Origin of the sequence: Buttiauxella sp. A111, assembly GCF_014189855.1 — a bacterium.
GTDB lineage: Bacteria > Pseudomonadota > Gammaproteobacteria > Enterobacterales > Enterobacteriaceae > Buttiauxella > Buttiauxella selenatireducens.
The window spans coordinates 347,302-363,730 of sequence record NZ_BJFN01000002.1 but is presented as its reverse complement, the minus strand read 5'-3'; the positions used below and the strand labels follow the sequence as shown (position 1 = coordinate 363,730).

Annotated in this window: 15 protein-coding genes and 1 other RNA gene; 12 read left to right on the top strand and 4 right to left on the bottom strand. The window is 47.6% G+C overall.

The window, feature by feature from the left end; all coding sequences use genetic code 11:
- Window positions 1-445 precede the first annotated feature (445 nt).
- The 8 genes from tdcA (at window position 446) to BSPA111_RS07700 (ending at window position 10,374) form a co-directional block, all read left to right on the top strand.
- Window positions 446-1,384: a transcriptional regulator TdcA gene (gene tdcA, locus BSPA111_RS07735; RefSeq protein WP_183270589.1), complete on the top strand. Its 939-nt coding sequence runs from the start codon at window positions 446-448 to the stop codon at window positions 1,382-1,384.
- A gap of 101 nt (window positions 1,385-1,485) precedes the next feature.
- Window positions 1,486-2,475, top strand: coding sequence for a bifunctional threonine ammonia-lyase/L-serine ammonia-lyase TdcB (gene tdcB / locus BSPA111_RS07730; RefSeq protein ID WP_183270872.1), 990 nt, complete (start codon window positions 1,486-1,488; stop codon window positions 2,473-2,475).
- A 148-nt stretch (window positions 2,476-2,623) separates the two neighbouring features.
- Window positions 2,624-3,955, top strand: a complete 1,332-nt coding sequence (tdcC, locus tag BSPA111_RS07725) for a threonine/serine transporter TdcC (protein ID WP_183270588.1) — start codon at window positions 2,624-2,626, stop codon at window positions 3,953-3,955.
- Window positions 3,956-4,059: 104 nt separating this feature from the next.
- Window positions 4,060-5,268 carry a propionate kinase gene (tdcD, locus tag BSPA111_RS07720; protein ID WP_183270587.1) on the top strand — a complete coding sequence of 403 codons (1,209 nt, stop codon included), beginning with the start codon at window positions 4,060-4,062 and terminating at the stop codon, window positions 5,266-5,268.
- Between the two features lie 158 nt (window positions 5,269-5,426).
- The gene (gene pflB / locus BSPA111_RS07715; protein ID WP_183270586.1) at window positions 5,427-7,721 is read left to right on the top strand and encodes a formate C-acetyltransferase; all 2,295 of its coding nucleotides are present in this window, start codon (window positions 5,427-5,429) and stop codon (window positions 7,719-7,721) included.
- Between the two features lie 179 nt (window positions 7,722-7,900).
- Window positions 7,901-8,764, top strand: coding sequence for a small-conductance mechanosensitive channel MscS (mscS, locus tag BSPA111_RS07710; protein WP_183270585.1), 864 nt, complete (start codon window positions 7,901-7,903; stop codon window positions 8,762-8,764).
- A 134-nt stretch (window positions 8,765-8,898) separates the two neighbouring features.
- Window positions 8,899-9,534, top strand: a complete 636-nt coding sequence (gene argO / locus BSPA111_RS07705; protein ID WP_183270584.1) for an arginine exporter ArgO — start codon at window positions 8,899-8,901, stop codon at window positions 9,532-9,534.
- Window positions 9,535-9,642: 108 nt separating this feature from the next.
- Complete coding sequence (locus tag BSPA111_RS07700; RefSeq protein WP_183270583.1) at window positions 9,643-10,374, top strand: oxidative stress defense protein; 732 nt, start codon at window positions 9,643-9,645, stop codon at window positions 10,372-10,374.
- Between the two features lie 82 nt (window positions 10,375-10,456).
- On the opposite strand, the gene argP is transcribed toward BSPA111_RS07700, so the two are convergent.
- Complete coding sequence (argP, locus tag BSPA111_RS07695) at window positions 10,457-11,356, bottom strand: DNA-binding transcriptional regulator ArgP (RefSeq protein ID WP_183270582.1); 900 nt, start codon at window positions 11,354-11,356, stop codon at window positions 10,457-10,459.
- Window positions 11,357-11,523: 167 nt separating this feature from the next.
- Between argP and rpiA the strand changes: the two genes are divergently transcribed.
- From rpiA to BSPA111_RS07680, 3 genes are all read left to right on the top strand, one after another.
- Window positions 11,524-12,183, top strand: a complete 660-nt coding sequence (gene rpiA, locus BSPA111_RS07690; protein WP_183270581.1) for a ribose-5-phosphate isomerase RpiA — start codon at window positions 11,524-11,526, stop codon at window positions 12,181-12,183.
- A gap of 279 nt (window positions 12,184-12,462) precedes the next feature.
- Window positions 12,463-13,701 carry a phosphoglycerate dehydrogenase gene (serA, locus tag BSPA111_RS07685; RefSeq protein WP_183270580.1) on the top strand — a complete coding sequence of 413 codons (1,239 nt, stop codon included), beginning with the start codon at window positions 12,463-12,465 and terminating at the stop codon, window positions 13,699-13,701.
- A gap of 107 nt (window positions 13,702-13,808) precedes the next feature.
- The gene (locus tag BSPA111_RS07680; RefSeq protein WP_183270579.1) at window positions 13,809-14,432 is read left to right on the top strand and encodes a DUF2238 domain-containing protein; all 624 of its coding nucleotides are present in this window, start codon (window positions 13,809-13,811) and stop codon (window positions 14,430-14,432) included.
- Between the two features lie 54 nt (window positions 14,433-14,486).
- Here BSPA111_RS07680 and BSPA111_RS07675 read toward each other — a convergent pair whose 3' ends face one another.
- The 3 genes from BSPA111_RS07675 to zapA all read right to left on the bottom strand — a co-directional run bounded on the left by BSPA111_RS07675 (window position 14,487) and on the right by zapA (window position 15,663).
- Window positions 14,487-15,083 (bottom strand): 5-formyltetrahydrofolate cyclo-ligase, encoded by a 597-nt coding sequence (locus BSPA111_RS07675; RefSeq protein WP_183270578.1) that lies wholly within the window; start codon window positions 15,081-15,083, stop codon window positions 14,487-14,489.
- Window positions 15,084-15,108: 25 nt separating this feature from the next.
- Window positions 15,109-15,292, bottom strand: a non-coding RNA gene (ssrS, locus tag BSPA111_RS07670) — 6S RNA.
- A 41-nt stretch (window positions 15,293-15,333) separates the two neighbouring features.
- A complete protein-coding gene (gene zapA / locus BSPA111_RS07665; protein WP_183270577.1) occupies window positions 15,334-15,663 on the bottom strand; it encodes a cell division protein ZapA in 330 nt (109 codons plus the stop codon).
- Between the two features lie 166 nt (window positions 15,664-15,829).
- Here zapA and BSPA111_RS07660 point away from each other — a divergent pair, with 166 nt between their 5' ends.
- The gene (locus BSPA111_RS07660; RefSeq protein WP_183270576.1) at window positions 15,830-16,408 is read left to right on the top strand and encodes a YecA family protein; all 579 of its coding nucleotides are present in this window, start codon (window positions 15,830-15,832) and stop codon (window positions 16,406-16,408) included.
- Window positions 16,409-16,429: the final 21 nt, after the last annotated feature.

Here is a 16,429-nt window from a genome sequence, read left to right as displayed (position 1 = left end):
TATCTCAACAATTATCATTGAAATATTTCAGTGGGTTAATTTTTATTATTTCATCGATCAAATCTTATACATAACTATTTAAATAAACAGTTATGATTTTTGTATTAATTAATTTTTAAAAATAACAAGATTATTTTAATATATTGAAATTAGCCTAAGATAAATCTTCTCTTGCTATTGTAAAAAACAGCATAAACAGCGCTTTACTTAAGCTTATATGTTTAAATTATCTCCATAACTTAATTTTATTAGGGCACACAAGGTTGATATTCATCATGTTAAAGGCAAATAGTGATTTTATAACTATATGTTTTTAAATGGTATTTTTTGATTGTTTGCTTTGCGTGCAACTGTGAGTCGAGTATTTGTGAGTCAAGCCACATAACATCTACAGTGCAATTCGTTATGATCTGCTGCATGGAACATTAATTAGGTGCAGAACTTCATGGACAATAATACATTACCTAAAACACAACAGTTGCTTGTCTTTCAGGAAGTGGTGAGGAGTGGTTCATTTGGTTCTGCTGCAAAACAACTTAGTCTGACTCAGCCTGCGGTCAGCAAAATTATCAGTGATATGGAAGCCTATTTTGGCTTAGAACTGATCATCAGAAAAAACACCGGTGTAATATTAACTGAAGCGGGAAAAGTGCTACTGACTTACTCAGAATCCATCACACGTGAACTGACAAACCTGTGTAGCGAAATGAATCGAATGGTAGGTAACAGCGTGGTCGACGTATCGTTCGGTTACCCTTCTTTGATTGGTTTTACTTTTTTGCCAGGGATGATGAAAGAGTTTAAAGAGGTTTTCCCGCAGGCACAGGTTTCGATGTTTGAAGCCCAATTATCCTCTTTCTTACCTGCTATCCGTGATGGTCGTCTGGATTTTGCCATTGGCACATTGAGCGATGAAATGCTGCTACAGGATTTGCATATCGAACCGCTGTTTGAGTCGGAATTTATTCTGGTGGCAAACCGAACACGGGCGATTCAAGGGACGAAAACACTCAGTGAGCTGGCTCAAGAGCAATGGGTGTTACCGCAAACGGAAATGGGATATTACAGTGAGCTTCTCACCACGCTACAAAAAAATAATATTAAAAGCGAAAACATTGTTAAAACAGATTCAGTCGTCACCATTTATAATCTCGTATTGAATGCCGATTTTCTGACTGTTATTCCACGAGACATGATTTCACCGTTCGGGTCCAACTTATTTATTAAAGTCCCCGTTGAAGATAAATTACCCATCGCTCGCTATGCTGCCGTGTGGTCTAAAAACTATAGTATTAATCAATCAGCAGCAACATTAGTTGAGCTTGCAAAAAAACATTCATTACGTAGCAGATTCCAATTTAATCAATTAACTGAAGTTGCTTAATTTAATTCAGTAGTTGATAACGAATTCTATAAATAATTTCAGGTGATAATTTAATAATATTGTCACCACCCCTATTTTTGTTTTTAAATGTTGAGGTCAACATGCATATCGACTATGAACTTCCTGTCACTATTATTGATGTACTTGAAGCAAAAAAAAGACTGACTGGTTATATCTATAAAACAGGAATGCCACGTTCTAATTATCTTAGCGAATGCTGCAAAGGCGAAATATTTTTAAAGTTTGAAAACATGCAGCGTACGGGCTCATTTAAAATACGTGGTGCTTTTAATAAACTCAGCTCGTTAACTGAAGAAGAAAAAAGCAAAGGTGTTGTGGCGTGTTCTGCAGGTAACCACGCGCAGGGTGTTTCATTATCCTGTGCCATCCTGGGAATTAATGGCAAAGTGGTAATGCCGAATGGCGCACCTAAATCTAAAGTGGCCGCCACATCTGACTACTCTGCACAGGTTGTGATGCACGGCGATAACTTCAACGATACCATCGCTAAAGTGAGCGAAATAGTTGAAATGGAAGGGCGCATTTTTATTCCACCGTATGATGATGAAAAAGTGATTGCAGGCCAGGGGACAATTGGCCTGGAAATCCTTGAAGATTTATACGACGTCGACAACGTGATTGTGCCCATTGGCGGTGGCGGATTAATTGCAGGCATTGCGTTGGCGATTAAATCCATTAACCCGACAATCAATATCATTGGTGTTCAGGCAGAAAACGTCCATGGCATGGCGGCGTCATTCTATAAAGGCGAATTAACGTCACATCGTACTTCAGGTACTTTAGCTGATGGTTGTGATGTCTCCCGTCCTGGTCGCATCACCTTTGAAATTGTCAAGAAATTGGTCACTGATATTATTTTAGTCAGTGAAGATGATATTCGTAATAGCATGGTTGCCTTAATTCAACGTAATAAAGTCGTCACAGAAGGTGCGGGTGCATTAGCCACTGCAGCATTATTAAGCGGTAAATTAGACCATTATATTAAAGGGCGTAAAACAGTTAGCCTTATCTCTGGTGGAAATATCGACCTTTCTCGCGTTTCGCAGATTACAGGCTCAGCAGATATTTGATATATTCGCATGCTTCAAGTTTCATGTGCGTTGGCTGCTCTCGCTCATCCCAGGAACTCACTTTAGTCAGTTTCTGGGGATCATCTTCTTTGCCGCCGTCCTGCAACTCGAATTATTTAGAATATAAAATTACTTAAGGAATTTAATCATGAGTAATGTAGATACCACTGTTATTGGTCAAAAAGTTACATCGCAATGGCGAAAATCTGATACCACATGGACATTAGGTTTATTTGGAACGGCTATCGGTGCTGGGGTTTTATTTTTCCCTATTCGTGCAGGTTATGGCGGTTTAATTCCAATTCTCATCATGTTGTTCCTTGCCTTTCCGATAGCATTCTACTGCCACCGTGCGCTTGCTCGTCTGTGTCTTTCCGGCAGCAATCCCTCTGGAAATATCACTGAAACGGTAGAGGAGCATTTTGGTAAAACTGGCGGTGTGGTGATTACCTTCCTGTACTTTTTCGCCATCTGCCCGTTGTTATGGATTTACGGCGTCACGATAACCAATACGTTCATGACGTTCTGGGAAAATCAGCTCCAGCTTATGCCGCTTAACCGTGGTGTAGTGGCGTTGTTCCTGCTGCTGTTGATGGCTTTTGTTATCTACTTTGGCAAAGATCTTATGGTCAAGGTCATGAGCTATCTGGTGTTCCCATTTATCGCCTGCCTGGTCTTGATTTCCGTATCCCTGATCCCTTACTGGAACTCTGCGGTTATCGATCAAGCCAGCCTCAGCGATATTTCGTTTACCGGAAGCGATGGCATTCTGGTGACCGTATGGCTGGGCATTTCCATCATGGTCTTCTCCTTTAACTTCTCACCGATTGTCTCCTCGTTCGTGGTTTCAAAACGTGAAGAGTATGAGAGTGAGTTTGGCCGCGAATACACCGAAGACAAATGCTCCAAAATCATCTCCCGCGCCAGTATGCTGATGGTTGCCGTTGTTATGTTCTTTGCCTTCAGCTGCCTGTTCACGCTGTCACCACAGAATATGGCTGAAGCGAAGGCACAAAATATTCCGGTGCTTTCATACCTCGCGAACCACTTCTCATCGATGACGGGCACAAAATCGACCTTCGCAACCACGCTCGAGTATGGCGCGTCGATTATTGCGTTAGTCGCAATCTTCAAATCCTTCTTTGGCCACTACCTCGGTACGCTGGAAGGGCTGAACGGTCTGATCCTCAAGTTCGGTTACAAAGGTGATAAAACGAAAGTTTCTGGTGGTCGCCTCAACCTTATCAGCATGATTTTCATCATGGGTTCAACCTGGGTTGTTGCTTACGCGAACCCGAACATCCTCGATTTAATTGAAGCGATGGGTGCACCGATTATCGCATCACTGCTTTGCTTGCTGCCGATGTATGCCATTCGCAAAACACCTGCACTGGCAAAATATAAAGGGAAAACAGAAAACATTTTCGTCACCGTCATTGGTTTGCTGACCATTCTTAATATTGTCTACAAGCTGCTCTAGTTATTTACAATTCATATCAAAAATAATTCGAGTTGCATGGACGTAGCCAACGCACATGCAGCTTGAAGTATGACGGATATACTCAGGATGAGTGGAATTTAAAAATGAATGATTACCCAGTAGTGTTGACGATTAACTTTGGTTCTTCTTCGGTTAAATTTTCAGTGTTAGATGCAGAAACTTGCGATGTACTTTTATCTGGAATTTGTGAAGGTATTAATACTGAGAAGGCATTTATAACCGTCAATGATGGAGAACCCATTATTCTGGCTCACCAGAATTATGAAGAAGCGTTATCTGCAATAGCGGCTGAACTGGAGATTCGGAATTTAATCGATAGCGTCGCTTTTGTTGGTCACCGTATTGCCCACGGCGGATCTTTATTTAGTGAGTCAGTCTTAATTACCGACGAGGTTATAGAACAAATTCGTCAGGTTTCACCTTTGGCTCCGTTACACAATTATGCCAATTTACATGGAGTGGAATCAGCGCGGCTTCGCTTCCCGGGTATTCCACAGGTCGCGGTATTCGATACCAGTTTCCATCAGACCCTGAAGCCTGAAGCTTATCTGTACGGTTTACCGTATCGCTACTTTGAAGAATACGGTGTGCGCCGTTATGGGTTCCATGGCACGTCGCATCGCTATGTTTCTCAGCAAGCGCGCGAGTTACCCGGCCTGGAATCAGAAAACTCGGGGTTGGTGATTGCTCACTTAGGAAATGGGGCTTCGGTTTGCGCGGTGCAAAATGGCGAAAGCGTTGATACCTCGATGGGGATGACGCCGCTCGAAGGGCTGATCATGGGCACGCGTTGTGGTGATGTGGACTTTGGCGCAATGGCCTGGCTTGCCCGTCAAACTGAGCAATCAATGGATGACCTGGAACAGGTCGTCAATAAAGAATCCGGGCTATTGGGGCTTTCAGGAATATCGTCAGATTTACGTACTCTGGAAAAAGCCTGGCATAACGGAGATGTGCGTGCGCAATTAGCCATTAGAACATTTGTCCATCGAATAGCCCGAACCATAGGTGCACATGCCGCTTCGTTAACTCGTTTTGATGGCGTTATTTTTACCGGTGGTATCGGTGAGAACTCAATACTTATTCGTCGCCTGGTGGCAGAACGTTTACGCGTTTTTGGTATTGAATTGGATATTGAGAGAAATAACCAATCTAATCGAATAGGGCAGCGAGTTATTTCCAGCGACTTCTCACCCATCGTTTGTGCGGTAATTCCGACTAACGAAGAAAAAATGATAGCGCTTGATGCCCTGCATTTAGGTAGAGAGTGCCATATTGCTGAATACGCCTGATATACCCGTCATACTTCAAGTTGCATCTTTGTTGGCTGCGTTCATTCACCCGCATCACTTACTTGAGTAAGCTCAGCGGGATTCACTCACTTGCCGCCTCAATGCAACTCGAATTATTTCGGGTATATATTAATAATGTGCTTTAAAGGAATGAAGTAATGAATGTGGATATTGATATTACCAACGATAATTATTCCCATGCCTGGCAACAATTTTCAGGTGACGAATGGAAAAAGACCATTAATGTTCGGGATTTTATTCAGCAGAACTATACCCCGTATGAAGGTGATGAATCATTCTTAGCGGGAGCTACGCCGGCGACCACCGCGCTGTGGGAAAAAGTGATGGATGGCATTCGCATTGAAAATGCCACCCACGCACCCGTCGATTTCGATACCAATATTGCCACGACGATTACTGCACATGCCCCCGGTTATATCGTTAAAGAACATGAAAAAATCGTAGGATTGCAAACCGACAAGCCGCTGAAACGCGCCTTACATCCGTATGGCGGCATCAACATGATCAAAAGCTCGTTTGAAGCTTATGGTCGTGAAATGGATCCTGATTTCGAATACCAGTTTACTTCGCTGCGCAAGACTCATAATCAAGGCGTCTTTGATGTTTACTCACCGGATATTTTGCGTTGCCGCAAATCAGGCGTATTGACCGGCTTGCCTGATGGTTATGGACGTGGCCGCATTATTGGTGACTATCGCCGCGTGGCGCTGTATGGCATCGCGTATTTAGTGCGGGAGCGTGAATTGCAGTTTGCTGACCTACAGAATCAGCTCGAGCGGGGTGAAAAGCTTGAGGATGTCATCCGCCTGCGTGAGGAGTTATCGGAACATCGCCGTGCCTTGCTGCAAATTCAGGAGATGGCGGCAAATTACGGCTTTGATATTTCGCGGCCGGCGAGCAATGCACAGGAAGCATTACAGTGGCTCTATTTTGCCTACCTGGCCGCAGTGAAATCGCAAAATGGCGGGGCGATGTCATTGGGACGCACGACCACCTTTATCGATATTTATATCGAACGCGATCTCAAAGCGGGCTTGCTGACAGAGCTTGAGGCGCAAGAGTTAGTCGATCATTTCATCATGAAGATCCGTATGGTGCGTTTCCTGCGTACACCGGAATTTGACTCACTGTTCTCAGGCGACCCGATTTGGGCGACTGAAGTTATTGGCGGTATGGGGCTTGATGGACGTACGCTGGTCACCAAAAATGCGTACCGTTATTTGAACACTCTCTACACCATGGGGCCTGCGCCAGAACCTAATCTGACTATCTTGTGGTCCGAGGCGTTACCGAAGCCATTCAAAGTCTATGCGGCCAAAGTTTCTATTGAAACCTCGTCATTACAGTACGAAAACGACGACCTGATGCGTTGTGATTTTGACAGTGATGACTACGCCATTGCCTGCTGCGTCAGCCCAATGGTTATAGGTAAACAGATGCAGTTCTTTGGGGCGCGTGCCAACCTGGCAAAAACCCTGCTGTATTGCATCAACGGCGGTATGGATGAAAAGCTAAAAATCCAGGTTGGGCCGAAAATGCCGATTCTTCTGGACGATGTGCTGGACTATGACAAGGTGATGATCAGTCTGGATCACTTTATGGACTGGCTGGCCACGCAATACGTGACCGCGCTTAATCTCATCCACTACATGCATGACAAATATAGCTACGAAGCGTCGCTGATGGCGCTGCACGACAGGGATGTTTATCGCACCATGGCGTGTGGCATTGCCGGTTTGTCAGTCGCAGTGGATTCGCTTTCCGCCATTAAGTACGCCACGGTGAAACCGGTGCGTGATCATAGCGGCCTGGCGGTTGATTTCGTGATTGAAGGTGAATACCCGCAATACGGTAATAATGACGATCGTGTTGATGCCATTGCCTGCGATCTGGTTGAGCGCTTTATGAAGAAGATCCAGGCGCTGCCAACGTATCGCAACGCGGTGCCGACGCAATCGATCCTGACGATCACTTCAAACGTTGTGTATGGACAGAAAACCGGAAATACACCAGATGGTCGCCGTGGCGGAACGCCATTTGCTCCTGGCGCGAACCCTATGCACGGAAGGGATCGTAAAGGTGCCGTTGCGTCATTAACCTCCGTGGCTAAACTTCCGTTTAGCTATGCGAAGGATGGCATCTCTTACACCTTCTCAATTGTGCCAGCGGCACTGGGGCGAGATGATGCGGTGCGCCAATTAAACCTGGTGGGTCTGCTGGATGGTTATTTCCATCACGATGTGAAAACCGAGGGTGGGCAGCATCTGAACGTGAACGTGATGAACCGTGAAATGCTGATGGATGCCATCGAACATCCGGAAAATTATCCGACGTTAACCATTCGTGTTTCCGGTTACGCGGTGCGCTTTAATGCTTTGACGCGCGAGCAGCAGCAGGATGTTATTTCGCGTACCTTCACGCATTCGATTTAATTTCTCGTCCTGAAATTAACGAAATTTGTGTTCCACTGTAAAGCCCGCCTTGTGCGGGTTTTTGCATTCTTATGATCATTTTTGTGACAAAGTTGGCATATTCTGTTGTTTTGTTTACGCTTTAAAGTCTCTGATGTGCCTTTCTGGCGCGGAATTTTGGTAATCACAAGGTAGAGTGAATGGAAGATCTCAACGTAGTAGACAGTATTAATAATGCCGGAGGCTGGTTGGTGCGCAACCAGGCGTTACTGCTGAGCTATGCGGTCAACATTGTGGCGGCGATTGCGATTATTATCGTCGGGATGATCGTGGCTCGTATCGTGTCCAACGCCATCAACCGTGTGATGGTAGCGCGTAATATTGATGCCACTGTGGCTGATTTCCTTTCTGCTCTGGTGCGTTACGGCATTATCGCCTTCACATTAATTGCCGCATTGGGACGCGTGGGCGTACAAACGGCGTCAGTCATTGCCGTTCTGGGTGCCGCAGGCTTGGCCATCGGCCTGGCGCTGCAAGGTTCGCTCTCTAACCTGGCGGCAGGCGTACTGCTTGTCACCTTCCGTCCATTCCGTGCCGGGGAATATGTTGATCTCGGGGGAATTGCGGGATCGGTACTTAATGTGCAGATCTTCTCCACCACGTTACGTACCCTGGATGGCAAAATTGTTGTCGTGCCAAACGGTAAAATTATCGCAGGTAATATTATTAACTTCTCCCGCGAACCGATGCGCCGTAATGAATTTATCATCGGCGTGGCATACGATTCGGATATCGACAAGGTTAAGCAGATTTTAACCGACATCATCACCAGCGATGAGCGTGTACTGAAAGACCGCGAAATTACGGTACGACTCAATGAACTGGGGCCGTCATCCATTAACTTTGTGGTGCGCGCCTGGAGCAACAGCGCTGATTTGCAGGATGTCTATTGGGATGTGCTGGAACGTATCAAAAAAGCGCTGGATGCCAACGATATTGGGATCCCACATCCGCAGATGGATGTGAATTTCAAACGTGTTAAACAACAGCCTGCGCAAGAGTGATTTTTTAGGGCCAGTTTCGGCTGGCCCTGGTTTTATTAGCAATACTTATAAACCATTAAAATTATCCATTTCCTCTAATAATTTTTCCCCACTACACTCTTCTCAAATCGCTAAATATTGAAGAGTAAATCATCGTGTTATCTTATTTTTTTCAAGGTCTTACATTAGGTGCGGCATTAATTTTGCCACTCGGGCCGCAAAACGCTTTTGTCATGAACCAGGGAATTCGCCGCCAATACCATCTGATGATTGCCTCGCTTTGTGCAATCAGTGACTTACTGCTGATTTGCGGTGGGATCTTTGGTGGAAGTGCGTTGCTGATGCAGTCGCCCTGGCTGCTGGCAATTGTGACCTGGGGCGGCGTGGCATTTTTGCTTTGGTACGGTTGGGGCGCACTGCGTACCGCTTTGAGTAGTAGCGTGGAACTGGCGTCAGCGGAAGTTCTGAAGCAAGGGCGCTGGAAAATTGTCGCCACAGTGCTGGCCGTTACCTGGCTCAATCCGCATGTTTATCTGGATACCTTTGTGGTGTTGGGCAGTCTTGGCGGGCAATTGGCTGATGAACCCAAACGCTGGTTTGCATTGGGGACAGTGAGTGCGTCGATCCTTTGGTTCTATGGCCTTGCACTGCTCGCCGCCTGGCTTGCGCCACGTCTGCGCACAGCTAAAGCGCAGCGCATTATTAATGGGGTTGTCGGGTTGGTGATGTGGTTTATCGCATTACAACTGGCTCACGATGGTGTTCGCCATATTTCCTCTCTGATGGGTTAATTCGCCTTAATCTGATAGACAAGTTACCATTACACGCTAAGCTTGCTGCCTGACGTCCGTGTATTTTGCGGGCGTAATGACAGTGGAATGTAGCATGGAGGAAATACAGTGAAGTTGAAAACCCTGGCATTAGCCGCTTTGGTGGGATTAGGTTCTTTTTCGGCGTGGGCCGGAGAGCTGCCAAATGGTCCGCATATCGTGACATCCGGCACCGCAAGCGTGGATGCTGTTCCTGACATTGCCACGCTCGCTATCGAAGTCAATGTGTCTGCTAAAGATGCAGCATCGGCTAAAAAACAGGCTGATGACCGCGTTGCACAGTATCTGACCTTCTTGCAGCAAAGTGGTGTCGAGAAGAAAGACATCAACGCTGCCAACCTGCGCACCCAACCAGAATATGAATATCTGAAAGACGGTAAAACACAGCTGAAAGGTTATCGTGCTGTGCGTCAGGTCGATGTCACACTCCGTAAACTCGACAAAATGAATGAGTTACTCGATGGCGCGCTTAAAGCGGGTCTTAACGAAATTCGTTCTGTATCGCTTGGCGTAGCAAACCCTGAGCAATACAAAGATAAAGCGCGCAAAGCGGCTATCGACGATGCCAGCCGTCAGGCGAAACTGTTAGCCGAAGGCTTTAACAGCAAGTTGGGTCCGGTGTATAGCGTGCGTTATCACGTATCTAACTATCAACCCGCGCCGATGGTACGGATGATGAAAGCCGATGCAGCGCCGCCGGTTTCAGCTCAGGATACCTACGATCAGCAGACGATTCAGTTTGATGACCAGGTTGATGTGGTGTTTGAACTGGGAAGTGCTGCGGCTCCGGCTGCACAGTAAATCATCGATATCTGGGGTGGATAACGCAAAAGTTTATCCACCCGACATAACAAAAAGGTCGCTATAAATGAGCGGCCTTTTTTTATTCAGCATCCTGTCGCAACACTTTGTGCCCATAATCCAGCAACGCGTCTGTGACATTACGCATCATACGGCTTTCTGGTGCAAAGCGGTGCCAATACAACATACGGCGCTGCATAAGGCCTGGTGTCAGGTCAATCAACTCGCCGCTTTTCAGCTCTCTTTCTATTTGCAGATGCGGGATCATGCAACATGTGGTGCCCTGACGCGCTAATTGTACAAACGCTTCCGATGAGTTAACGATGTGGCACGGAACGCTACCCGGCGACAAATCGAAATTCTGCTGCAAGAACGCCTGGTGCATGTCGTCGAGATGGTCGAACGCCACGGCAGGTGCTTTCAGCAATGCGGAACGCGTGACGCCATTGGGGAAATAACGTGCCGCAAAATCTTTCGAACCGACAAAAAGATAATCCAACGCACCCAGTCTATCGACCAGGCAACTTGGTAATGGCTGTGGCTGAATGGACACCGCGCCGACCACTTCACCGCGACGTAGACGTTCCTGAGTTCGGGTTTCATCTTCAACCTGAAGGTTCAGACGAATAGGAGAGTCGGCCAGAACGGGTGCTAATGCTGGCAGCAACCAGGTTGCCAGACTGTCTGCGTTGACTGCAAGCGATAACAACAGCGGTGTAGAACCGGTTTGTTCATCGCCTAACCACTCTTCTTCAAGCAGTTCTACCTGACGCAATAATGCCAGTAACTTTTGCCCCTGCTCGGTTGGACGAGGGGGAACAGTGCGCACTAACAATGGCTGGCCGAACATATTTTCCAGTTGCTTGATTCGTTGCGAGACTGCGGATTGAGTAATACAGAGTTTTTGCGCTGCGCGCTCAAACCCTCGTTCACGAATCACGGCATCCAACGCCTGTAGCGTTCTATAGTCCGGGCGTTTCATTGTTGTTTGCTAACTCCTATTTTTGTTATGGCTGCACTATGACATAAATTTGCCGCTGATCCAGACCAAATCAGCAAAGTTCGTCCGAGTTCTGCGCCATTCGTGGGACATTTTTTGGCTGCTTGCTCTATAATGCGCGTCAGTTTTCACAGCACAGGCAAATAACCATGACGCAGGATGAACTGAAAAAAGCAGTCGGCTGGGCAGCATTACAATACGTGCAACCAGGCACTATCGTTGGTGTGGGTACTGGCTCAACCGCCGCACACTTTATTGATGCTCTTGGAACTATCAAACACCAGATTGAAGGTGCCGTTTCTAGCTCCGACGCTTCCACCGCCAAACTGAAAAGCCTTGGTATCACGGTTTTCGACCTCAACGAAGTCGATACTCTCGGGATCTATGTCGATGGTGCCGATGAGATCAACGGCCAGATGCAAATGATCAAAGGCGGCGGTGCAGCACTCACCCGCGAAAAGATCATTGCGTCTGTCGCGGAAAAGTTTATTTGTATCGCCGATGCGTCCAAGCAGGTGGGTATCCTGGGCAATTTCCCATTACCCGTTGAAGTGATCCCAATGGCACGCAGTTGCGTCGCCCGTGAACTGGTTAAACTGGGCGGTCGCCCTGAATACCGTCAGGGTGTGGTAACGGATAACGGTAACATCATTCTCGATGTTTACGGCCTCAGCATCGTTGAGCCAATCGCGCTGGAAAATGCGATTAACGGCTTGCCGGGCGTAGTGACCGTTGGGCTGTTTGCTAACCGCGGCGCTGATGTTGCGTTGATTGGTACTGCCGATGGCGTGAAAACCATTGTGAAATGATCGAGTGGGGCGTTTCATGCGCCCCATAACCACATAAAAAAAGACAAAATAATCTAACGGCAAATTTGGTGACATATGTCACATTATTACCAACTGCCTGTTATTCGTTCCTGGTTCTCTCTCCTGTTCAGTATTTTGTGCTGCCCACCGACACTTATTCCCTTTTTGCTTAGCAGACTGCGCAATCGTTTATATTGCCCCGCCCGTAATTTTTGATATTTTGGCAGAAGGGTGTCTTATCACACAGCACAACATCAGTACTAAAAATAGGGTCGGGAAATGGCAAAAGTATCACTGGATAAAGACAAGATTAAATTCCTGCTGGTGGAAGGCGTACACCAGAAAGCCGTGGATAACCTACGTGCGGCAGGCTATACCAACATCGAATACCATAAAGGCGCGCTGGACAGCGATGCCCTGAAAGAGTCGATCCGTGATGCGCATTTCATCGGTCTGCGTTCCCGTACTAACTTAACTGAAGATGTTCTGGCAGTGGCTGAAAAGCTGGTGGCCGTGGGCTGTTTCTGTATTGGTACTAACCAGGTCGATCTGGATGCTGCCGCGACACGAGGCGTACCGGTGTTTAATGCCCCGTTCTCGAACACGCGTTCTGTAGCGGAATTGGTTATCGGCCAACTGCTGTTACTGCTGCGTGGCGTTCCAGAAGCAAACGCCAAAGCACACCGTGGTGTCTGGAATAAGCTGGCGGTTGGCTCTTACGAAGCGCGCGGTAAAAAACTCGGCATTATTGGCTACGGCCATATCGGAACTCAGTTGGGTATTCTGGCTGAAGCGCTGGGGATGCACGTATATTTCTACGATATCGAGAACAAACTGACTTTGGGCAACGCAACCCAGGTTCAACACCTCTCTGACTTGCTCAATATGAGCGATGTGGTGAGTTTGCATGTGCCTGAAAACGCATCGACCAAGAACATGATTGGTGCAAATGAACTGGCATTGATGAAACCGGGTGCGTTACTGATTAACTGTGCACGCGGTACGGTTGTAGATATTCCTGCTCTGTGTGATTCGCTGGCGCGTAAACATCTGGCAGGTGCAGCTATCGACGTCTTCCCAACCGAGCCTGCAACCAACAGCGATCCATTCACTTCGCCACTGTGCGAGTTCGACAACGTGATCCTGACTCCGCACATTGGCGGTTCAACTCAGGAAGCGCAGGAAAACATCGGCCTGGAAGTGGCTGGCAAGCTGGCGAAATATTCCGACAACGGTTCTACCTTGTCTGCGGTGAACTTCCCTGAGGTTTCTCTGCCGTTACACGGCGGAAGCACCAGCCGTTTATTGCATATTCACGAAAACCGCCCAGGTATTTTGACCGCGCTGAACCAGATTTTTGCCGATCAAGGCATCAACATCGCCGCACAGTATCTGCAAACGACGCCGAAAATGGGTTATGTGGTCATTGATGTAGATGCTGAAGAAGATGTTGCTGAGGCTGCGCTGAAATCGATGAAGGCGATTCCTGGCACTATCCGCGCTCGACTGCTTTACTAATTTGTAGCATGAGGACCCCATTCGGGGTCCTCTGATAGTGTGTTTCCTGCATTGAATTTCCTCCATATCCATCCGATAGTAGCGTTTTTAGCTACACGGCCAATGACATGACCATACAATTTTCCAATCGATTAATTCTGCTCGGCGCAGGTATTCTTTTGTTGATTCTTGCCTATACGGGAAGCCATACCCACGACAGGGTAACCTGGTTGATGGAAGTGCTGCCGGTGGTCATTATTATCCCACTGCTTTTAGCTACCCATTCGCGTTACCCGCTGACCCCGCTTCTTTATACGTTGATTTTCTTCCACGCAATTATTTTGATGATTGGCGGTTTGTATACCTATGCAAAAGTGCCTATTGGTTTTGACGTGCAGGAGTTTTTTGGCCTGAGCCGCAACCCTTACGATAAGCTAGGGCATTACTTCCAGGGGCTGGTTCCGGCACTCGCCGCGCGGGAAATACTGATTCGTGGGGGCTATGTTCAGGGGCGCAAAATGGTCGCTTTCCTGGTCTGCTGCGTCGCGCTGGCGATTAGCGCGATGTATGAGCTGATTGAATGGTGGACGGCGCTGGGATTAGGGCAGGGTGCGGATGATTTCCTGGGGACTCAAGGTGACCCGTGGGATACGCAATCAGATATGTTCTGCGCACTGCTGGGGGCTTTGACGAGCGTTTTATTATTAGGATACTGGCATACGAAGCAGTTAAATCAGTTACGTCGGAGCTGACATTTTACTCATTGTGCGACATGTGAACCTTCTCCCTGGCTTGGGAGAAGGGGATTACCACTCCCAAAGCCGCGACGGTGTGACTACCGCGGGCAAGGGGATATCCCACTCTTCAGCGGGTAATGCAGGAACGTGCTGGCAATCATGTGCAAGTCCAACCGGCCAGATCCCATGCTTCTGCCAATTCTGCAAGGTCCTGTCGTAGAAACCGCCACCCATTCCTAACCTTTGCCCTTGCTCATCGAACGCCACTAACGGCGTGATAAGCACATCCAGTTGATCCAGTGGCAACACGTCACGGACATCAAGCTTCGGCTCAAGAATTTTTAGACGATTCATCACTAAATGGCTGTTTTCCGCATACCGTAGAAACAGCAAATTGCCTTTACTGAACGGGTGAAGCACGGGTAGATACACGGTTTTGTCGGCTCGCCACAACGCACGAATGAGTGGAGTGGTGTCCAGTTCGCCATCAAAAGACAAAAACAGAGCGACCGTACTTGCGTCGGATACGGGCTGATAAGTCAGCATTCGTTCGGCTGCAAGATGAGCAAAGTGTTGTTGTTCAGTTGGGGTGAGCGCCCGGCGACGTTGCCGAATATGGTGTCGAATTTCTTGGCGAAGTGATGGAATTAACTGAATTTTTGTCATAAGGATGACTGATTGGTAGAAAGAGGGAATCTCCGAGATGCCGCCGCAGGCTGTAACCCTTGAACCCTTGGTTCAAGGTGAATGCAGCGTCAGAATCATCAGGCTTCTCGGACGGACCGAGCATGCTCACAGAATCTGGAGCACCACATTCTTGTGGTATGAAATATCGGCTCAGGGGACTGGCCCGCATGCAAACATCTCAGAGAAATTTGGTCTTCAAAGTCACTCTACCATAGGTAACTGTGAAGTGTTATTCAAAATTTGGACCCTGTCTTTCAGTTATGCGACCTTGCTCAAGCAACGCTTGTTCGATGGTCTGCTGTAACATCCGAATACGCTCTTCCATATTGGCTGCGTAGTCACGGGTTTTCGATTTTTCCTGAGCCAGCTCATAGCAAATGTTCAGTGCTGCGATGAAAACTAGCTGCTCAGTATTTGTGACTCTAGTGCGAACTTTTAAATCTTGCAACCGCTGATCAAGCTCCTGGGCCGCAAGATTCAGTGCATCCTGTTGTTCAGGCGGACAATTCACGCGCAATGAACGACCGAAAATTTGGATATCGACTGGTTGTGCAGACATGCCACCTTCCTGCTGTTAACTCGCCTGCCTTCGTTAACCGTGCCTGGTAACGAAAGGGGCGTCACTATAGCTACCCCGTAATGAAGATACAAGCCCTTTTCTGGTGCCTCGAGGTCCCTGGTGGTAGCATAACATGAACTATCCCTGCCAACGATGGCGAATACGCATGTCTATACAGAACACAATGCCTGACTACGACTTAGTCGGCCAATTATTGCTCCAACAAGGTGTAGGTCTGACGGCCTCAGAAATGCACGGCTTAATCAGTGGAATGCTGTGCGGTGGCAACAAAGACACCAGCTGGCAACCGCTGCTTCATGACCTGACAAACGAAGGCTTGGCCTTTGGTCAAAACCTTGCGGATACCCTGCGCCAGATGCACGGCGCAACTGGCGATGCGCTGGAAGATGACGGTTTTCTGTTCCAGCTTTATCTGCCAGATGGTGACGACGTATCGGTGTTTGACCGTGCAGATGCGCTGGCGGGCTGGGTTAACCACTTCTTGCTTGGCCTGGGCGTGACCCAACCTAAGCTTGATAAAGTCACTGGCGAAACCGGCGAAGCGATCGACGATTTGCGTAACATCGCGCAGTTGGGCTACGACGAAGACGAAGATCAAGAAGAGCTGGAAATGTCGCTCGAAGAGATCGTCGAGTACGTGCGTGTTGCAGCACTGCTGTGCCATGACACCTTTACTCGCCCTGTCCCGACGGCGCCAGAAGTGCAGAAACCAACACTGCACTAATAATCATAAACTTCAGGAGGT

Coding starts and splice junctions, on each gene's coding strand:
- tdcA (WP_183270589.1), top strand. CDS start 446: ATGGACAATAATACATTACCTAAAACACAACAGTTGCTTGTCTTTCAG.
- tdcB (WP_183270872.1), top strand. CDS start 1,486: ATGCATATCGACTATGAACTTCCTGTCACTATTATTGATGTACTTGAA.
- tdcC (WP_183270588.1), top strand. CDS start 2,624: ATGAGTAATGTAGATACCACTGTTATTGGTCAAAAAGTTACATCGCAA.
- tdcD (WP_183270587.1), top strand. CDS start 4,060: ATGAATGATTACCCAGTAGTGTTGACGATTAACTTTGGTTCTTCTTCG.
- pflB (WP_183270586.1), top strand. CDS start 5,427: ATGAATGTGGATATTGATATTACCAACGATAATTATTCCCATGCCTGG.
- mscS (WP_183270585.1), top strand. CDS start 7,901: ATGGAAGATCTCAACGTAGTAGACAGTATTAATAATGCCGGAGGCTGG.
- argP (WP_183270582.1), bottom strand. CDS start 11,356: ATGAAACGCCCGGACTATAGAACGCTACAGGCGTTGGATGCCGTGATT.
- rpiA (WP_183270581.1), top strand. CDS start 11,524: ATGACGCAGGATGAACTGAAAAAAGCAGTCGGCTGGGCAGCATTACAA.
- serA (WP_183270580.1), top strand. CDS start 12,463: ATGGCAAAAGTATCACTGGATAAAGACAAGATTAAATTCCTGCTGGTG.
- BSPA111_RS07680 (WP_183270579.1), top strand. CDS start 13,809: ATGACCATACAATTTTCCAATCGATTAATTCTGCTCGGCGCAGGTATT.
- BSPA111_RS07675 (WP_183270578.1), bottom strand. CDS start 15,083: ATGACAAAAATTCAGTTAATTCCATCACTTCGCCAAGAAATTCGACAC.
- zapA (WP_183270577.1), bottom strand. CDS start 15,663: ATGTCTGCACAACCAGTCGATATCCAAATTTTCGGTCGTTCATTGCGC.
- BSPA111_RS07660 (WP_183270576.1), top strand. CDS start 15,830: ATGTCTATACAGAACACAATGCCTGACTACGACTTAGTCGGCCAATTA.